The organism is Aeromonas sp. QDB20, assembly GCF_027707805.1.
GTDB lineage: Bacteria > Pseudomonadota > Gammaproteobacteria > Enterobacterales > Aeromonadaceae > Aeromonas > Aeromonas dhakensis.
In genome coordinates, this window is record NZ_JAPCJC010000005.1 from 295964 (window position 1) to 315046 (window position 19083).

Genomic DNA, 19083 nt, shown 5'->3' on the forward strand with positions numbered 1-19083 from the left:
GCCGCCCTTCCCCATCAATCGGCGAAGCGCCCCTCCTCTCTCAGGTACTCCCGGTTGCGATTGAGGTATACCCCGCCCTGAGTGCGCTCGTTGCTGCGAAGCTTTGACTTAAACGACAACGCCAAGCTCTTGCCGGTGATGCGCTCGCGAGGGTGGTTGATGGCATTGAACATTTTGATGCGCTCCAGTACCTCTTGCACCTCGTCCATCTCACCACTTTTGCGGGCCATGTAATAGTCGGTCAGCAACTGGGAGCGCTTATCCGCGATGCGCTTCTCCTTGCCTTTGATGTATTCGCGGGCGTCGTAATTCTTGGCCATTTGGGCGCTACCGAAACCCAGCCCCTGCATGGCGACGTTCCAGGTCGAAACATCATCCATGATGATGTCGCCTTTAATGGTCTGCTCCCCTTCTGTCGCTTGGCGATAGGACTTGGCAACGTCGCGAATCGACTTGGGCAACATGGTTTCCAGTCCGCGCTGAATGTGGCCATCCGTCATCTGCCCCGCGCCTCGCGCCAGGTTTATGCCAATCCCGGCAACCGGGCCCAGCAGTTGCTGAACAGCGTGCCATGCCAGATCGTCCCCTTCGGTGCCCTCCTTGGGGCTACGCCACCACAGATCGCCCAGCCCGGTACGGCCGGCAATGCTGAGGTTGGTCAAGGCATCCATCGGCCCTTTGGCTAGCAGCTCCCCGGCGCGGGGCCCGAGCGCCTCGGTCAGTGCCAGGCGGAATGACGCTTCACCGCTGCGGTCATCGTCGTCGTCCAGCCCTGCTGCTATCGCATAAACGACGGCGGTGATTGGTGTCGGCAATCCCATCACCCCTGCCATCACCCAGTGCGTTGCCAACACGCCGGCAAGCGTCTTCTGCGCAACCTTGTCGCCCTTGGCTGCCTTGATGGCATTGGAGTAAAGGACGTAGGTCATCATCTGGCTGTAGATCTTGAACTGGGTCAGCACCTTGGTGATGTCGTTGCGCATGTAGCGTGGTCGGTTGCTGGCGGCGTAGTTGCCGTGGCCGTCATACACCATTTCAGCCACCCGGTCAGCGTATTGCTGGCCATTGAGCGTCGGCTCCGCCTGCTTGAGCAAACGGTAGGCGGCCAGGGCCGCCACCTCACGGTTGAGCACCTCGGCGTTGTGGAAGGTGGCCCCCGCCCAGCGCATGGCTCGGCGCCAGCGTTTCCCCATCGGCTTGGCATCTTGCTGGTCGGTGTCAGCCTTGGCAGCAATGCTGTGCGCCTGGGTGAGATCCAGCGCCCCTGCACGGTAAAGCCTATCCAGGATGGCCCGCTCATCCGCTGGCAACGTGGTAGAGCGCGTCAGTGAGTGCCACGCTTCGGTAGTGCCAGCCTTGAATTTACCGTGCTTCACATAATCCCCCAGCGCCTGGGTCATGGCGGCAGCAGACTTCGCAAAACCATATTTGGCCCCCAGCTGGGGCAGCATCACGGTGAAGTTCTGGGTCATGTTGACCACAGCAGAGGCAACCGATGGGCCGATGTAGTAGAGAAAGCCGATATTACCGGCAGAACCCGCCCACGCCTTGCCGGTCGGGTTCATGTTCAAGTCATGGCGCTTGTTCATCTCATTGAGCACCTGCTGAGCGATCTCCAGGTCTTCTGGCTTGAGGCTGCTTGGCTCACCAGCGACACCAGCCCGGATCTGCTCGCTCAGCTTGTCCAGCTCCCCCTGCATCTTGTGGCCATAGCGGATCTTGGATACGTGGCGGGCATAGTGGTAGACGCTGTTGAGGTAGGCTCGGTGTGCATCTCGGCTGGCCCCCTTCACCCGACGTCGGTGAATGGCATGCTTGGCGTAGGAGGCATCCGGCATCATGCGCAGCATCGCCTGCCATATCTCGTCTTTCAAGGCGCTCTTACTGACCCCATCGGCGCTATCGAGGAAGCTCAGCATCTCCATGCCGAGCTGGTTCGCGTTGGCGCTATCGCCACCGCCCTCCTCTTTGACCGTCATCACCGCGTTGTAACCGTCACGCTGGTACTGCTTAACCGCCTGTTCGGCGTCGGCTCGTCGCTCAAAGTGCTCGCGGACGTACTCGTCCCCCTTGCGAGCCTTAACCACGTAGTCGCCGTAGCGGGTCAGCGGGAAGTAAGGGCCATGCTGCAGGGCGTGCTCCATCTTCTGGCGCATCTCGGCAGCCATGGCACGCCCTTGGTTTACACCCAGCAAATCCTCCAGTCGCTGCTCAATCGCACCACGCAGGGATTCCCATTGCTTGGTGTAGGTGTCCTGCATGGTGTCGTAGAGAGCCTTGGCATTGGCTGGCAGCGCGTTGTACTGCCTGGCCAGCTCGGAGTGATTGCGCTCGATGATGTGAAGCTCTGCTTCATAGGCTGCTTTGGTCTCCGGTTTCTTGGCTCGTTCTACCTTCTGTTTGGCCTCCAGGTAGTAGCTGTTCTCATCGAGTGACTTGTCAGGGTGCAAGCGGGCCATCGTGGCATCGTGCATCAGGTTGGAAAGAGCCGTCTTCACCTGCTTGTCCAGCGCATCCCACAGCGGGTCGATCCGGGTTTCAGCATCCAGCAGGATGTCGTTACGATCAGCCTCCATCTGAGTGCGCAGGCGCTGGTATTCCGACACAGCCCCGCCGGTTATGTCGCGGTATACCTGATCAATTTGCAGGTCCGTCAAGGTGCCAAGCATCACCGGGCGTTTCTGCTTGATGTAGTTCTTCACCGAGCCAAGCGCCGCGCCGGCTTGGTATTTCGCCTTTTGCGTGATGGATTGCTCAAGGGAAGGGCTGTTATCAGCAACACTCTGGCTCATCTTGATGCCGCCATCATTGGCTGGCCGCTCGGCCTCTTGGCTGAACTTCTTGCCGCCATCCGGCCCGCTGTCGTCTGGGCCGCTGCGCTGCAGCTTCTTGCCCAGCCCCTCGATAAGGGAACGGGTCTCCGCCGCCGTGATGCCATCAGGTACAAAGCCGACCGCACGCAGCGCCCGGGTTACCATGGCCACAACCCGATCCCAGCCACGGCCCCAGGCCCCCTGCTCGACTTCGGCGAGGTGGGCCACCACTTCCTCGGCTTGGGTGCCGATGTCCTCATCGGCGTAATGGGTGTTCACCCAGTCCCACACCGGCTTCATGCTGGGGTCCTTCTGCGACTGGATGAGACGGCTCATCAGCTTGGTGTATTCCCCATCACCCAGGACGTTGGCCAGGCCGTAGTGGGCCAGCACCTCATGGCGCAGGATCTCGCGCATCCGCTTGGGGTCGGAGATGGTGTCGGCAGCCACATGGAGAGTGCCTGCATCGTCGTCAAACGCCGCGCGACGGATCAATCCGTCCTTGGCATCCAGCCCCATGGCCCCTTCAAGCTCTGCTTGGGTGGCGTGGATCTGTACCTTGATGCCGCTCGCCCCCCGGTACTGCTTGAACCAACCATGGGAAACCAGCTCAGCCTCTTTACGGGTCAGGTGCTTGGCCGGCTTGTCCCCTTGTGCCATTGCCTGCTTTGAGAAGCGGATGATGCGCTCGGGCTTGTCATCCTTGGCTGGCTCATCGGCTTGTTTGCCGATCACCTCCTGATCGCTGCGGATGTTCTGCTTGGTGCGCTCTCCACTGCGAATGCCTTTACCAACCGCCTTGATAAGGCTGTCCAGCTCATGCTCTTTAATGGGGCCTTTCACCAAGCCAGTCTTGCGCAACATGCGGGAGAACTCGGTCTTGATATCGTTCCAGGCTTGAATGGCACGGGGTGGCAGGTCTTTCTCGGCGATGCTGGCAAAGACTTCCTCTGCCCTGCCCATTTCATCAAGGTGCTTATAACCTTTGTTCGCGGCACCCCATTCTTTGGCTAGCCACGGTTGTTGTTTCGCATCAATTAGCTTCTGGAGAAGGGAACGCTTATTTTCAGGCGTAAACGTGTCAGTACCGTAGTGGCCCAAGAGCTCATGGCGCAGAGTCTTGATGAGGTCCTCTTTAGCGCCAACTTTTCCAGTTTGAGCCTCTCTCGCTCCGCCTTCTCCTTTTCCAACTCTTCCAGTCGCGCGTTCTCGCGACGACTCGCCTCCTCTCGAACCTCCCGGCTCACTTTTCTGCTCCCCCACGGCACCATTAGATACCCCTGCGCCAGCGTTTTCAGATTCCCGAACAGGTACGTCTCGAATGGATGCGGAGGAGGAAAGTGAGGCGCTCCCGTTGTCTCCGGCATTTCCGGATATGATGGTGACAAGTCCTGCGCTTGGGTGGTATGCACCTTTTGTTGTTCTGGCGAACTCGGTTCCTTCAACGCTGGGTCCGTAGATTTCACTGGCCTTCTCCCTGATAAATGGCTCAAGCGGAATGTTGCCATTGTAATCCCTTAGGAAATCGTCAACCACCTTCGATGCTTCAATGACAGACAGTCCCTCCCGCTGCTGAGACATGCGGACTTTCTTGGCGACTGGCTTGGTGGTATCCCCCTGCGCCACATCGGCGCGGACAGCTTCGACCTGTTGCGTCGGTTCGCTGGCAGCAGGCATGGCGTACTCCCGCACCTTATCCGCCGATGTCTTGGACACCACTAGGCCACCCTTACCCGGGATCGCCTTCACGCCGTTATCCTTAGCCCACTGCTTGATGATCGGCACTTCGCCTTTCAGGGTGATGGTGCCATCAGGGTTATCAATCATTTCCGACCAGGGTGTCGGCGCCGCCGCTGGCCCGGCAGTAGTGCGAGCCTGTTCAGCTTGCGCCTCTTCAGATACAGCAACCCCGGCAGGTGCCGGGGCTGTCAGTGAATTTTCCTCTCCTGGTTGGGTAACAGGTACAGGTGCAAGAGAAGTGCCATCTGCCGGATCTCCGGGTCCAGCTCGCTCCGCGAGTTCGGCAGGGGTTGGTCCAACACTTGTTGCAACCGGATCGCCTGCGCCAGGCTGATCACCTGATCGCTCACTGCTGATTGCAGGTACTGGGGTAACTGGCTCATTGCTCACCTCTGTCTTGGGTTGCTTGACGGGGATAACCTCTCGGTATCCGGTATCGATGGCTGGTGCTAGTTGGCTGGCCTCGCCCGCGGTGGCAGACGGCGCCGGAACTGTTTCAGCGCTTACGCTTGCAGCTGGCTGATCAGATGGTTGCCTTATGTCAGCGACATTCGTGTCGTTGACTTGGGACGGGGTTGCTTGCGCGCCGCGCGGGGCCATGCTTGCTACGGCGCTTTTGTCGATAACTACATGCTCTGTCTGGCCGCGCGGGTCGGTGCCGGTGACCACTCCATATCCCTGACTCACCAACTCGTTGATGTAGCTTTCAGAAAGGCGGGTAATATCACCCTGCTTGTGCAACACCTTGGTGCCAGGCTTAATCTTGACATCGTACAGGGTGGGCGTGCCGCCCATCATATCGGCGTAGGCTTGCGCTTGGTGCGCGTCCTGCTCGCTGGTGCCATAGAAGCCACCATAGACACGGCCCTTTTTGCCCTGCTTCTGACCACTTGCGCGGACAATCTGAATATCCTGCTCGCTCATGCCTGGATTGCCGGAACCATGAACGATCACCATGCCATTTTGCGCGATCTCAGTCTTTCCGTCTTGGCGATCCTGCTGGGCCGAATTGCTTGACGGTTGCTTGACTGCGCCCTGCTGCGCTTGGGCCTGTTGCACCTCACCGATAGCCGCTACCCCAAAGCCACCTCCATTGAGCGGCACCGGCATCTCCTGGCCCTTGCGGCTGGCCATGGCCGCCTCTTTCTCGGTTGCGAACGGCTTGCCTTTGCGGGTAATGCGAAGGGTCCTGAGCGGGCCAAACACGCTATCTGTGGCGCTGCCAGCCTTGGCGATGGACTGCCTGACTGGGGAGCGCGGATCCCGAATGGACTCCTCCCCCAGGGTGCTGTCAACCTGATCGCGGGACAGGCGCGGCGGGGTGTAAGCGCTGTTGCGCGGGTCAGCGCCCGGCGTGCCAGCGGCAAAGATGGTCTCTGACTGGCCGATCTGCGGTGGCTGGTTGTTCAGCTCGCGCTCACGACGGGCCAACTCGGCGGCCCGTTGCTGAATGTCGGCGGCGCGGCGCTGGACCGGGCGGCCATCCTCGCCGACGATGAAGTCGCGATAGGGCAGCTCTGTTCCCACCTCGCGGGACTCGCCATCGATCACGGCTCCCGGCAGCTCGCCGACAGGGTGGGCGGTGGCAGCCTCAGGCGGGAGCAGATCCCCCTCCTGCCCACTCTGCCAGCGAGTACGCTCTGCGCCGCGGAACTGCGGGCCAGGGCCTGCCTGTTGGTCATCATGATCCCCTGGGGCTGCCACAGCCTCCCCCACGGGTTTGGCATTCGCATCGCCGGCGAAGATCACATCCTTGAGCGGCAGGGCTAGGCGCTGGTTCTCCATGGCTACCTGCTGGGCGCTCTTGTTGCCTGCGAACGGGTCAAGCCCAAGCTCACCAGCCTGAGCTCGCTCATAAAGACTCTTGCCCTGATCGCCAGCCTGCATCTGGGAAGCAACCAGCTCCTGCACTGACTGGCCAAACTCACCAGCCAGGGCGCGCTGCACCTCGCTATCGGCAGCCATGCCTTTGAACCGCTCTGCGGTATCGTCGCGGCGCAGGTAGGCCGGCACATCACGCAGCTCGTCAAACTGGCTGGCGCTGGGGCCGAGCGGGTTTTGCTCTCTGCTTGCCGGCAGTGGATCGGCCAGACCATCCACGGTAGCGTCTAGATCGGGGTTGACCATCATGCTGGCAGCTTGCTCTGCTACTTGTCTTGCAGTGGCATCATCAACACCGCGATTTTTCATAGATCGCTCAACAACCTCAACAGCCTGCTCCGGCGTCAGGTTATCCTTATTGGCATGCAGCACCTTGGCAAATTTTGCAGCAGCACCGCCCATTGCCCCACCGGCCATGACACCACCCGCCGCGCCATGTAGACCAGCGTCCAAGGTGCCGGCCATTGGCTCCACCAACTGCTTACTTGCCATCTGGTTCTGAGTGGTGTTGCCTACATACTGCTGCAGCCATTCCTCACCAAATTCACCAGGAGCTTCGGTTGCGGCCCCTTTCAGCATGCCACGGACAGCACCGCCAGCACCTGAACCAAGCATTGTCTTCACGATGGTTGCGTCACCAAGCATGGTCCCCATCGCAGCGGCAGCAATGGTCTCCGGCTTTGACTTCGCCATGCTTGACGACAGTTCTGCGTATCGTCGCTGCGCCTCTTCGACCTTTGCGGCCCCATCAAGCTCGGCAAATTCTGGGTCTTGGCTGACCTTCTTCAATTCCCCAACAAAGATTGGCGAGTCGATCAAATCCATTGGGTTGCTATTGATAGCCGTTTCATAAGCGCCATCACCGGCCTGGCCCACTGACATCCCCATGCCAACACCAAGGCCAGCGGTTGGATTCTTGGTGATAGCGGCCGTGGCCACAGTCGGTATTAGCGAACCGACAGCTTGCGCCGCAACGCCTGCCCATGCTGCCGGGTCCCCGGCCCCTCGCCCAAGCTGGCCACCCTTGAAGAGCTCTGGGTTGCTCATTGCCTCCTGCATATCTGGTGAGGTTGATTCAATGATTCCCTGACCAACCTCCTTGATGGGCTCACCAATAAACTTTGCTGTCGGCTTTATCGCTTTGTCTGCAATGTCACCAATAACTTCCGCTCCCTTCAATGGCTCAGCAAGCGCAGATAAACCTGGCAGCGCCGCTACAGTCAGATCCTTATTTTGACCATCACCTTTCGGCAGAGACCCGCTGTCCTGCAGCTCTTTTACCCGCTCGGAAACCCGCTGGCGCTCTTTACCTTCTGGGTCGAAAGTGTCATTCAACCAAGTCAGGGCAGTATCAATGACCCCACCCTCTTCAACCTTGTTCATCGTTGGATCAACAAGACCACGGGCTCCGCGAGCAATGTCGCCAGCACTTAGATTCGAGATCAGAGAGCCGGTCCCCTTTACCGCAGCACCAGCGATCCCTTTGGCGACATCGATGCCCCCCACCTCAAGGTTACGCTGGCTGAGCTTGTCATCCCAGTAGGCATCGAATTCGTTGGTTTCCGCCATGATATCCTCGGATTTTTTGCAAAAGAAAAGCCCCGACCGGAGAACCGATCAGGGCTTGATATGGTGAGTGCTGGCCAATGAACAGATTGGCCGAGTATGGAGAGATGCTAACGCTGGCAGGCTAAATGTTCAACCAGCAGCGGTGGTTATAATCACTGCTTCCCGCCACCCATTATCGCCTCGTAAGCCGACCGCTGGCGTTGCGTCTTGATGATGGACTGGTATTCATTTTCAAGCTGCTCGGGTGTATAAGTGGAAAAGTCAAAGCCGCGACTCACTGCTGAGTCAATAAAGCTCTGCTTTCTCTTATCACCACCAACCCACCCATTTACTTGCTCAGGTAGCCTTGATCCAGTATCAGCTCCAGCACCGGGAGCGTCAGCCTTTTTACCACCCATATCAAATATTTCTTTGGTGTCGCTGATCTGTGTCTCTGCGGCCACTCGCTCTTCTTTAATTGCGGCCTGCTTATCTGGCTCGGTCATATCACTGCGCCGGATTTGGCTGATGGCCTTTGCCGTGTCTGCGTTGATTTTTGACACCGCACTCCTGAACCCCTTAAAGTCAGCCTGGGGCTTCATCCCTGTCTGCACAAGGTAGTTTTCCCATTGTTCTGGATTTTTCTGGATCTGCTGGCTGATCTGGCGAGCCTTACCGAAGTATTGAATGAACTGCTGGGCGGTGAGCTCTTTGACAGGGTCGCTCGGGTCACCAGTTCGGCCCTCGGTTATAGGGGCATCTTTGACAGTTTCTTCACCAGTCTTTGGGTTGACATAGGTCACTGGGGCCTGAAGGAAGAAGGTACCGCGCCCGGTGGGCACCACTTCCACCTCTCCGTATGACTTAACTACTCCATCAGGCGTCATTGTTCCGATACCCTTTTCGAGATTGTTCCTGACCATATAGGTCAGAGATTTTTTCATCTCGGGAGTATTGATGGCGCCACGCATTTTCCCCATATCCCAGACCTTGGCGTCCGGGTTGTTAATGATTGCTTTCATCCCTTGATAAACAGTGTCAGAACTCCGGTGCCATTGCGGGTCACCAAACACGCGGTATGGATTTCGCCCAGCGGCATATTCATGGTTCAACAAAGCATCTTGCTCTGGTGTTATTTGCTCCCCTCGCCCCAGCGCTGCTGTCGCCATGTTGAACGGCACCTCATTGTCGAGCCACCACTGGTCCCGTTTGTTCTTTGCCACGGCCAGTGCGTGAGACTCTTGGGCCCTTTTATTTTGCTCCACGTTAAGGCTCAGCATCGCGTTGGCGCGCTTATTATCCAACTCCAGTTGTTTTTGCCGTCCTGCGTATTCTAAGTTCCATCTGTCGTCATCAACCTTATGGCGACCTCGGTTATATTTGGTTTCGTCCTCATACCGAGCGTCATCCTTTTTCTGCCGCTCCTGCTCGTTCTGCCACATGGCATCACGCAGGCTCATGGCCTTGTCCATCCGCTCATCTTCTTTCTGACCACGCTGGTACCGGTCCATGGTGTTGAAGCCAGCCAGAAACCCTTCTGCCAATCCTGATACGCCCATACTCACCTCACCTTAAAATAAGCTGCTTGCCAGAAAGCCAACACCCGCGCCGATAATCGCCCCGACAGGGCCGCCAGCCGACCCGTAAGACGCGCCGATCATCGCGCCAGTGGCCGCCCCAGTCCCCACTGCGGACATTTTGGCCTGCTTCTCTTGCGCCTTGAGCTGCTTGTTGCCAGCCTCAATTTCATCTTCACGATTGGCTGCATCTCGTAGGCCAGCCATGCCCTGCTGGCGCGTCTGGGCACCAATATCCAGAATCCCGTATCCCATCAGGCCTTACCCCCTGTTTTGATTGCTTCACGCAGCCCAGCATCAGCACCGGTCAGAATACCCATCTGACGAGCTTGCTCCTGCTCACGCAGCCCGTTCTCGGTCCCCGCCGTCATCAGGGCCATGCGCAGACCCTGGCTGTTGTCGCCGGCGTTGCTGTCAGTGTTGACCCCCATGCGTGCATTGCGATTGGCCGTGGCCTGCTGGGCCGAACGCAAAGCGTTGGCGTTGTTCTCGTCCACCCGGCCAAGCTGCTCTCGCAGCAACTGGCCGTTGTTGGCCAGCTCCATCAGCTCTTGCTGCTTGGGGTAGAAGCGCGCCTTCCAGTCCTGGTATTGCTCGCGGGTGATTTTGGCGTAAGTGTCTGCGGCGTAACCCATGGTTACCTACCTCCCAAATACGTTTTTGCGTTGGGGTTATAGACGCGGTTATCAGCAAGCGTCTTGGTGCTATCGAGATGTGATGCAACATCACTGTTGCTGGTAACCGTCGGCGCTTTCAGGCTGGCAAGCCCATAAGCAGTGCCAGCCCCCAGCACGGTACCCACCATGCCGGCCGTGGCCTGTCGATTCTGGAACGAGATCTGCGCATCATTCACCGACTTGCGCAGGCTGGTCGTGGCCACATCCCCCATGCCAGCCAGGGACTCCGCTTTCTGCCCAGCGCCAATGCTCACCACATCCTTGAGGCCAGCCACATGCCTATCTTGCTGGCTGGACTGCGCTCGATTGGCCGTGTCCGTCTGGCTCAGGGCCTGATCCGTCTCAAGCCCGGCCATCGTCTCCTGGTACCGCCCGCTGGTCGGGTCGATGCCGCTGGCAGCCATGGCATCGGCCTGCCCCTTTCTGGCGTCGCCAAAGGTTTTTGCCGCTCCCAGCGACGCAGTGCCAGCCAGTTTGTCGAACTCCCCCTCGCTGTTGAGGTCATCCACCTTCTCGATGAAGATGTCCTCGTATTTCTGCAGGTCGTTCTTGTAGAGATCCCACTGTTCCATCGCTACACCGGCCGCAGCCTTCTGAGCCTCCGTCTCCTTGATTTCGTTCGAACCGCCCTTCCCCATCACCTACCCCTCACAGGTTGATCTGAAACACATAGAGCCCATCAGCATCATCCGGCTGACGGACCCATCCCATTCTTGGCGCAACTTTGAGCCACCCCTTACGCGCCGAGTGGAAGCGCAGCCAGCGTGCCCCAATCAGGCGTGCCAGGCGTTTCACTTCCGGCAGGTGCCGCTCAGGTGCCCCGCCATGCCCCCACCCCACCCAGACCAGGACACCGATCACGCCATCTTCGGCCAGCGGCTTGAGCACAAACCCGTCATCACCACGCACAAACAAAAACGCCACCCGATTTCGGATGGCGTCTTGCAGTTCGGAGGATAGGTTCGGGTTGCAGGTGTCTCTGGTAATGCGGTGAAGATGACGCATCTTCCCAGTAGTCCGCTCCATAAAAGTTTCCTCTAACAAACAAAACCAGACACTTGGCTAGGCATTATGAGAGCAATATTTTAGGCTGCGTAGAAATTGCCACCTCGCTTGTTCAAGTAGAACAAGCGTCGCTGAGAAGGCATGTCCCACATCGTTTTACGGTCTGCCACATAGTAGAAGGTCACCACATTATGCCCTGCAGGAATAGGGACGGTTGATGGCGGGATGAAACTCATCCCCCCTCCCATAGCTAAAAGCACCCCTGGACCATCCCCAGCCCTAGCATATATTTCTGTGCGAGTGGCACCAGACTCATATGGCCTAATGCTGACATCAATCCTTTCAATCGTCAGCTCCTGCTCAAACGGAGCTTGATCAAAGTGCACTGCCAGCAAAGTTATTGGTGTTCCACCAGGAATAATTGCCACCGTTGGCTTATTCGGCAGCTCAAACGCTTTCACCTTTGTCAAGTCACCCACAATCCGCTCAGCAGCCAACCTACCTAGAATTAGGCAATTCTCGTTGATGGTGACATTGTTCAGCACGCCATTGTTGGCGTTCACGGTGCCGGAAAATGTGCCATTCGACGCATACAGGCGATCGGTATAGATCGAACCATCTGCGTAGATGATCGTGTGCCAACCCCATCCCCAGCCGCCATGCGGCCCCCCCTTGCCAAAGCCAGCCGCCCCGCCAGCCATGAAGGCGTTGCCCATGTCGATCTGACCGCCATTGATCAGTGGAGAGCTGATACTCACCCCGGCTTTGATGTAGTCGGCGGTGATCTTCTCCGAGGTCAGGATCTGGATGGTTGCCTTGCGGATAATGGCCTCGGCAATGACCGCCTGGCCATTGTCGATGGCAAACAGTGGCGCGGTGGTGCTTGGACTGTTCGGGTTGAACACAAAAAACTGACTGGCAGACACCATGACCTGGCTGGTGCCGTCCGATTTGGCTATCAGACCAATACCGGCACTGATTTGGCCAGCACTGGCCTTGGCCGTCCACATGGCCTGGGCCCCATTTTGCAGGTTAGCTATCGCCTGGCTCTGGGTCTGAATGGAGGCCGCATTGGCAGCAATCCGGGGGTCGTCGGTGGCTATCCAGGCCGTGCCGCTGTAACGGTATGGGCGATTGTTGCTGTCGGTGTCGAACCACAGATCGCCGGTACCCATGCCGGTGCTGGGAGCAGTGGCTTGAAAGAACGTCTTGTTCTTGCTGCCGGCGACCGCCGATACCGTGTTGATCTGGCTGCCAAGCGATTGCACGGCATTTGCACGGGCGACCGACTCCGCCGTGATCTGGCCGGCAAGCTCCTGATCCCCTTGTTGATAGCTTGCCGTTACCTGCTGGATCTGAGTGGCCAGCGACTCGACGGCATCAGCCCGGGTGGTTGCCTCTTCATTGATGCGACTAGAAAGCTCAGCATCCGCCGTTTGCATTGTGGACTGTTGCTGATTCAGCTTCTCGGTCATGGCGGCATCAGCATCAGCGCTGACCCTGGCCACCTCGGCAATACTGGCTAAGAGGGACTGATCCACCCCCTCGATTTGCGCCTCAAGCACAGATGTCTTCTGTGCCAGGGCTTCATCTGCCGTTGATCGAACCAACTGCTCATTGGTGATCTGCGCCCTGATCTCCGCATTCTCAGCATCAAACTCTGCGGTCAGTTGCTCAACGGTCCTGGCCTGCGCCTCCTGTTGATTCGTCAGCGTGCTCTGCTGTTGGAGAATGACACCGCGAGCCTTTCGGTTCTCCCGGTCGCGTTCATCCCCGGTCAGGGCACCTTCAACCTGGCTGATGGCACCGATACCGATCTCCGACTCCATCTTGTCTTGGCGTTGGCTGAGCGACGCCTCATTGCTCACCACGACCCGCTGCAGCTCAGTGATGCTGGCCGAGTTCTCTCCGACCGTCACATCGATGGTGCTGATCCGCTCCCCCAGCGCTCGGTCGGCATCTGCCATGGCTTTGCTCGATTCAGCGAGAGATGCAGACAGTGCCGTATCGGCGGCCTTGAAAGCAGCATCTACAGTGCTGATCTGCTGGGCAAGCGCCTCATCTTTTGTTGCCCGAGCCAGCTCCTCGGCCGCAACCCTCGCTTTCGCATCCTCGAGGTCGCTGCTGAACTGCGCCTCCACTTCGGCCACCCGCATTGAGATAGCCTCATCGGCGGTGACCCTGGCTGATTCCTCCTGGGTGATGTTTGCCGCAAGCTCTGCCGCCGCACTCGATAACGTCGCAGCCAATTGGTCCTGGCGCAAGGACAGGGCCTCGTCCGCGGCGGCGCTTGACTGTTCCAGCGACCTGATATCGGCATTGGCCTGAGCATCAGCCGCCTTGAACTCCGTTGTGACGTTATCAATCCGCTGCGCCAGTGCCGAATCAGCATCAGAGGCCACCTTCTCAACCGACGAAATCCTGGCCTGAGTGGCGGCATCCTTCGCTTCAAACAACACTTCCATGTCTGTTGTGCGCTGAGCCTGCGCCTGCTGCTCCGTCAGGATCACTCTCTGCTCTGTACGGATGGTCCCGAAGGCCTTCCGGTTCTCCCGATCGCGCTCATCCACGGCCAGGGCACCATCGATAGCGGCAGAAGCGTTGTCATCGTCCTGCCCACGCTGCAGCTCGATCTCAGCAGTGATCGCGTCGAGGCGGCCAGCAGTGATGCCACCGTCATCTTCGATGATTTCCTCAAGCGCCTGTATCTTGGCTTCGGACGCTCCCGCCCTCACTTCGAGCCCGCTGACCCGCTGCGCTGTCACCTGATCGCTTTCCGCCGAGACCCGCGCCAGCTCTGTGATACTGGCCTGAAGAGTCTCGTCGCCCTGGGTGACTTGTGCCGCCAACCCATCAAGGCGCTGTGCCTGTGAACTCAGCTCATCGGTGTGCACCGTGAGCTTGCTTTCTGCGTTGGCAAGTCGCACACCCTGGGCATCCACCTCCTGCTTGGTCGCTTTCTGAGTCAGCTCCCCTTTTGTAGCATCAAGCTCTTGCCCGATCTGGGTGACCCGCTGCTGTTCGCCTGTGAACTCCCCCCGGGTGACGGTTTGGCTCAGGCTGGCATCAAGGCCATTGATGCGCTGCTCTGCCTCAGTGATGCGCTTGCCCTGGCCATCCACGGTGACATTGTCAGCCTTGCTGGTTATCTGGCCGGCTACGGCATCCAGATCTTGATGCACTTCGGTGATGGAGGTGTGCAGCTCATCTCGCACTGCATTGACAGCATCCATCGTGATGCTGCCATTCTCGGGATCGACAACGAATACCGCGTCACGGAACGAGTCAAAATCGCCTTTGTACTTGTCCAGTTTTGCATTGAGGCGATCTTGCACCAGACCAATTTCGATGCTCGAGTTTCCTAGCTGCTGCTGGGCGTCATCCAGCAGGTCCTGAGCAACCTTCTGCCGCTCATCCAGCCCAGCCAGTTCCTGCTCGATACTGGGAATTTTGTTCTCGATGGCGTCAACTTTCGGGCGGATTACCTCAATTTCATCGACTTTTGGTTTCAGAATAGTGACATCAAGCTGTAGCTGTGGGACGGCCTCTATGGGCTTGAGCAGCTCCTGCACAAGATGACTCTTTTCAATCTTGCCCTGCAGCTCGTCCAGAATGTCCTGCACATCCCGGCTGGTTTCAGCCACAACGCCATTCACGCCCTGAAATGGGCCATGGTCGTCCTTGCCGTTGACGAAACGCACCCAGTAGTAGAACTTCGCCCCCTTCCCAATCGCATCAGAGAACAGGTTTGCTGATGTGGTGCCTACCAGCACGGCATCCGGCTGGTTGTCTTGCTCAGCCCGCCAAATCTCGGCATGAGCATGCCCCCGGTACCGCGGCGAATCCCACTCCACCAGGACAGTGTGAAACGCGCCATTGGCGATCACATTGACCGGGGCATGAGGAAACTCCATCTGGCCAGGAGGAAAAAGGTCAGGGTTCTTACCGGGGACGTAAATGCCGCCAGGCCCTGGGCGCAGAGTGGACAACCCCAGGGCGGTCAGTTCCCTGAACGTGACGGCCTTATCAAGGCGATCGCCACGCTGCCCAGTGAGCAGCTCTACGTTTTCTACTGTAGCCGCCTGGTCTCGGCCTGCTCGATATGCGGGTTTCTTGGCCATCAGATCACCATCTCCGCCATGCTGCTCGCCAGAGTGATGCGGCTCACCACCGAGGTACCGAAGACCTCTATCTGCCAGAACCGGCCCCGCACTGGCGGCAACCTGAACGCCCCGGTCACCAGGTTGCCAGGGGACAACTCCATCACCTGTTCCCCGTCAACGAACAACTTGATCCCGACCAGGCCAACATCCTGAGCCAACACCCGGCAGCAATTGAAAGACGTTCCCTCTGGCACCATGAAGAGCTTCGACCGCCAGATGAATTGGCCATTGCTGGCGCTCCCGCCCCGCCAAATCTGCAAGCTTCGGCCCTTGGCAACGTAGAGGGAGTCGCTCTCCATATCGGAGACAGCCGCATCCCACCGGTTCGTCAGCTCACGCAAGTCGCCACTTTTCGGGTCAAAGATGAATGCGTGGGTGTCGGTCATGGCCACATATTTGCCCTCGTGGTGCCATGCCCGCATGCTCTCTGGCTTCATTGCCCGCCACTGGCTTCGGGTGATGATCCCCTCGGTGACCACCTGACCACCGTTGGCACCGATGCCGACCAACCCGTCCGGGGAGGCATAGAGCACCACCCCATCCATGGCGACCATAGAGCGACCGCTGACACAGGACTGCGGCAGTTGGCTCAGCTTCTGGGTGGTCACCGATGCCGGGCTCACGCCCTGGGCAAGATAGGGGTATCCCTTGGTCCCGATCACCAAGGTGGTATCGATGGCAGCGATCGCCACGATGTCGTGCTCAGTGGTCAGCCGGTACTTCTCCGGCCAGGCGTAGGGAAGGTAAGGCTCGCACAGGTAGAGGGAGTTGCCAGCAAACCCCGCACACATGCCATTCGCCATTTGACACAAGCCACGCATGCCATCCGGCGGCATGGTGTAGTCGTAGGTCTCCAGCACAGCGCCCAGCTCCCCATCCTCCCGGACATCGACAAACGATGCTTGGGCAATGGGCAGCTCGGCGACCAACAGGTAATCGGCAAGGCCGCCACCTGACACCGACCGATATATCCGGCGCTTGGTGATGTTACTGTTCTGGGTTGTCGGTGGGCTCAGCATCAAGGTGACGGATGACCCTGGGATCCCGATATTCACCTTTCCACTGACAGGGCCCGGGGGCCCCTCCTCACCCATCGCAGTAACGAAGGTATCCACGTAGAAGCGGGTTTCGTCATCTGTCAGGTCATCATCCACACCACCAACAGGTGAGGTGATCGTGCCAATCCCGACCGGAACACCTGGGGCTGGAATGCCTAGTCGATACCACGCCGTCGGCTTGTTGCTACCGCCTGTGGCTATCTGGGCATGGGTCACCTTGGGATACTCACCATCCGTGTAGTAAACCCGGCCATACGAGTCCTGAGCTATCGGGGAGCGGATGGCCTCCACCACCTTGTTCCAGGCAAACCAGTGCTGGCCATAGTGAAAAAGGGTGGTAGGCACGATGGGCAATTCCACACCAGCACTGGCGTCATCCTCCAGCGGGGAGATAACGCCATGGTCAAAATGGCAGTCACGCGCAATCACCGCGACTTCATCAGACAAGAGGTGTGGCTCCACGCGCGGCATAGTCCCTCGCATGGTGACGATATCGAGTACGGGCATGGGGATCTCGGAGAGGCAGAAACGAAAAAGCCCCACTCGGGAGAGCGGGGCCATGATGGGTAAATCCTAACGCTGACAGCGCCAGGAGGCAAGGCTCACTTGGCTGGTTGCAGCAGCACGGCGACCACGCTCGCCGTGATGGGCTCGAGACGGACGATCACTCTTCCGCCCCACGGGCCACCGGGTAGCGCAGCTTGATCTCCGCCACCTTGTCGCGCCATGCCTGCTCGGCCGCTGCTGTCTTGTCGTATTGCCACTCCAAGAAAAGGTGGTCGGACTCCGCCACGTAGGCGCGCTGGCGGCGCGCCAGTTGCCCTTCTGTCAGCTCATAGTCGTGCTGGGCGAGCACGGAGGCTATGACCTCCTCACTCATGCCCAGCTCCGCCATAAAGGCCGGATCGTAGTTGTCGTGCGTTTCGCCGTCGTATAAGTAGCTCATCTATTTGCCCCGCTCGAAATGTTAAACAGGCTGCAGCGCAGCCGCCAGGTGTTTGCATGCGCGGCGTGCGCACACCACGATTGGATGCATGGTCGGCAGTCGCCTGCCGTTAGCCTGCCTGCCGCTATCGCCCGTTTGAAGCGGCGCAGCTTGTAGCGGATGCGCTTGATGCTGTTTTTGCGCAACAGGCGGTGGGTGGGGTAGATGCGGTAGCCGAGGAAGTCGAGCGCCCTGCCGTTATCCGGCCCAACCGGGAATATCTGGGTCTTGCTGTTAGTGGTCAGGCGCAGCGCACTCCACAGGAACTGCTCGATGCGCGCCCGCCACGCCTGCAGCTGCGCCTTGTCGTGATGCAACACCACAAAATCATCCATGTAGCGGATGTAGTACCGGATGCCGAGATCGTGCTTTGCGTAGCGATCCAACTCGTTGAGATAGAGATTGGCAAACAGCTGACTTGTCAGGTTGCCGAGCGGGATCCCGACACCCGGCCGCCCTGGGCTCGAGTCGATAATGGCATCGAGCAGCCTGAGCGTGCGATCGCAGTGGATGTGGCGGCGCAAGATCGCCTTGAGGCGGGCGTGATCGATGCTGGCGAAATACTTGCTGATGTCCGCCTTCAGGCAGAATAGTGGGCCGTGAGCTTGCCTGATCGCCCGCATCCAGCGCTGTGCCCTGTTTGCCCCGGCATGTACCCCCTTGCCTTTGCGGCAGGCGTAGCTATCGAATATAAAGCGCGGGTCAAGCGCTGGCTCCAGTACATTCATGATCGCCCGGTGGACAACTCGATCCACGAAGCGGGGTGCCGAGATCAGGCGCTGTTTCGGCTCAAAAACATAAAACTCCTCGTATCCGCCGGGCTGATAGCTGTCGTGCAGCAGATGATTGTGGGTGTCGTGCAGGTGCTCTTCCAGGCGCTGCATGTAGCGCAGGGCGGCGGGCGAGGTGCGTTTTCCGCACAGGCAGCGCAGGGCAGCCTGGTGCAGATTGTCAAACGATATGATTTGGTCGTACATGAGGGCCTTAAAGTCGGCGGCCCGGCGCACCGGTGCCGCCTGTTCAGTTTTTCGGCGATAGCCGAGGCATCGACATCCCTTTGATAATGCACTGGACAACGCCCCGTGAGGTGTTGCCTTCTGGCTGCTGCCAAAGGCGGGGCGAAACCCAATGTTCGTGTTCGTGTTCGCGCGTGAATTGTTCAGATTGAGCGCGGCCAGGCCAGCGTTGGCACCGTTGTTCCAATTGCCGCCACGATACGGGAGTCGCTTGATGTCGGAGCCCATGATTAGACGGCCCGCTCGTATTTGAGCCAGCCGCCGATCATTCTGCCGATCTCAATGTTGAGACCGCTCCAGTGTTGATATTTGTTGATGGGTAGATAGGTCAGGTCTTTGGCCAGCCTGATCTGGTTTTGCAACACCGCCAGTTCGACATCGAGATCGGTGAGCGTGGTCTTCTTGTGATAGCGCTTCGCCGCCGTAATGACGAGGCGCAATAGCGTCAACATGCTGGTCCTGATCTCGGCCGCCAACACATGCTTCTCTGACTTCGGAAACTGGCGCAGGGCGATGTGCCCATACTGCATCATGTCGCGGATCCGCTGCTCGATAACGAGCGGTTGTTTATCCATGGCATCCTCAACCGATTAAGCGCCACTACCGTGGCGCCAACAAAA

11 protein-coding genes are annotated in these 19083 nt (G+C 58.7%); all 11 read right to left on the reverse strand.

Going from position 1 to position 19083, the window contains the following annotated elements; all coding sequences use genetic code 11:
* Positions 1-14 precede the first annotated feature (14 nt).
* The 11 genes from PG897_RS08800 to avd all read right to left on the reverse strand — a co-directional run bounded on the left by PG897_RS08800 (position 15) and on the right by avd (position 19038).
* A complete protein-coding gene (locus PG897_RS08800; RefSeq protein ID WP_270828896.1) occupies positions 15-8003 on the reverse strand; it encodes a PLxRFG domain-containing protein in 7989 nt (2662 codons plus the stop codon).
* A gap of 152 nt (positions 8004-8155) precedes the next feature.
* Positions 8156-9541 carry a hypothetical protein gene (locus PG897_RS08805; protein WP_270828897.1) on the reverse strand — a complete coding sequence of 462 codons (1386 nt, stop codon included), beginning with the start codon at positions 9539-9541 and terminating at the stop codon, positions 8156-8158.
* 12 nt (positions 9542-9553) lie between these two features.
* Positions 9554-9814, reverse strand: coding sequence for a bacteriocin (locus PG897_RS08810; protein ID WP_043133153.1), 261 nt, complete (start codon positions 9812-9814; stop codon positions 9554-9556).
* Positions 9814-10194 carry a hypothetical protein gene (locus PG897_RS08815; protein ID WP_270828898.1) on the reverse strand — a complete coding sequence of 127 codons (381 nt, stop codon included), beginning with the start codon at positions 10192-10194 and terminating at the stop codon, positions 9814-9816. Before PG897_RS08815 ends, PG897_RS08810 begins: the two co-directional genes overlap by 1 nt.
* Positions 10195-10196: 2 nt before the next feature.
* On the reverse strand, positions 10197-10808 hold the full coding sequence (locus PG897_RS08820) for a hypothetical protein (RefSeq protein WP_270828899.1): 612 nt from the start codon (positions 10806-10808) through the stop codon (positions 10197-10199).
* A 76-nt stretch (positions 10809-10884) separates the two neighbouring features.
* Entirely contained in the window at positions 10885-11262 is a 378-nt protein-coding gene (locus tag PG897_RS08825) for a hypothetical protein (RefSeq protein WP_270828900.1), read from the reverse strand.
* Between the two features lie 59 nt (positions 11263-11321).
* Positions 11322-15362 (reverse strand): phage tail tip fiber protein, encoded by a 4041-nt coding sequence (locus PG897_RS08830; protein WP_270828901.1) that lies wholly within the window; start codon positions 15360-15362, stop codon positions 11322-11324.
* Positions 15362-17023 carry a hypothetical protein gene (locus PG897_RS08835; RefSeq protein WP_270828902.1) on the reverse strand — a complete coding sequence of 554 codons (1662 nt, stop codon included), beginning with the start codon at positions 17021-17023 and terminating at the stop codon, positions 15362-15364. Before PG897_RS08835 ends, PG897_RS08830 begins: the two co-directional genes overlap by 1 nt.
* A 103-nt stretch (positions 17024-17126) precedes the next feature.
* Positions 17127-17408, reverse strand: coding sequence for a hypothetical protein (locus tag PG897_RS08840; RefSeq protein WP_270828904.1), 282 nt, complete (start codon positions 17406-17408; stop codon positions 17127-17129).
* Positions 17405-18691: a reverse transcriptase/maturase family protein gene (locus PG897_RS08845; RefSeq protein ID WP_114522652.1), complete on the reverse strand. Its 1287-nt coding sequence runs from the start codon at positions 18689-18691 to the stop codon at positions 17405-17407. The genes PG897_RS08840 and PG897_RS08845 overlap by 4 nt, the downstream gene beginning before the upstream one ends.
* A gap of 2 nt (positions 18692-18693) precedes the next feature.
* Entirely contained in the window at positions 18694-19038 is a 345-nt protein-coding gene (gene avd / locus PG897_RS08850; RefSeq protein ID WP_270828905.1) for a diversity-generating retroelement protein Avd, read from the reverse strand.
* Positions 19039-19083 lie beyond the last annotated feature (45 nt).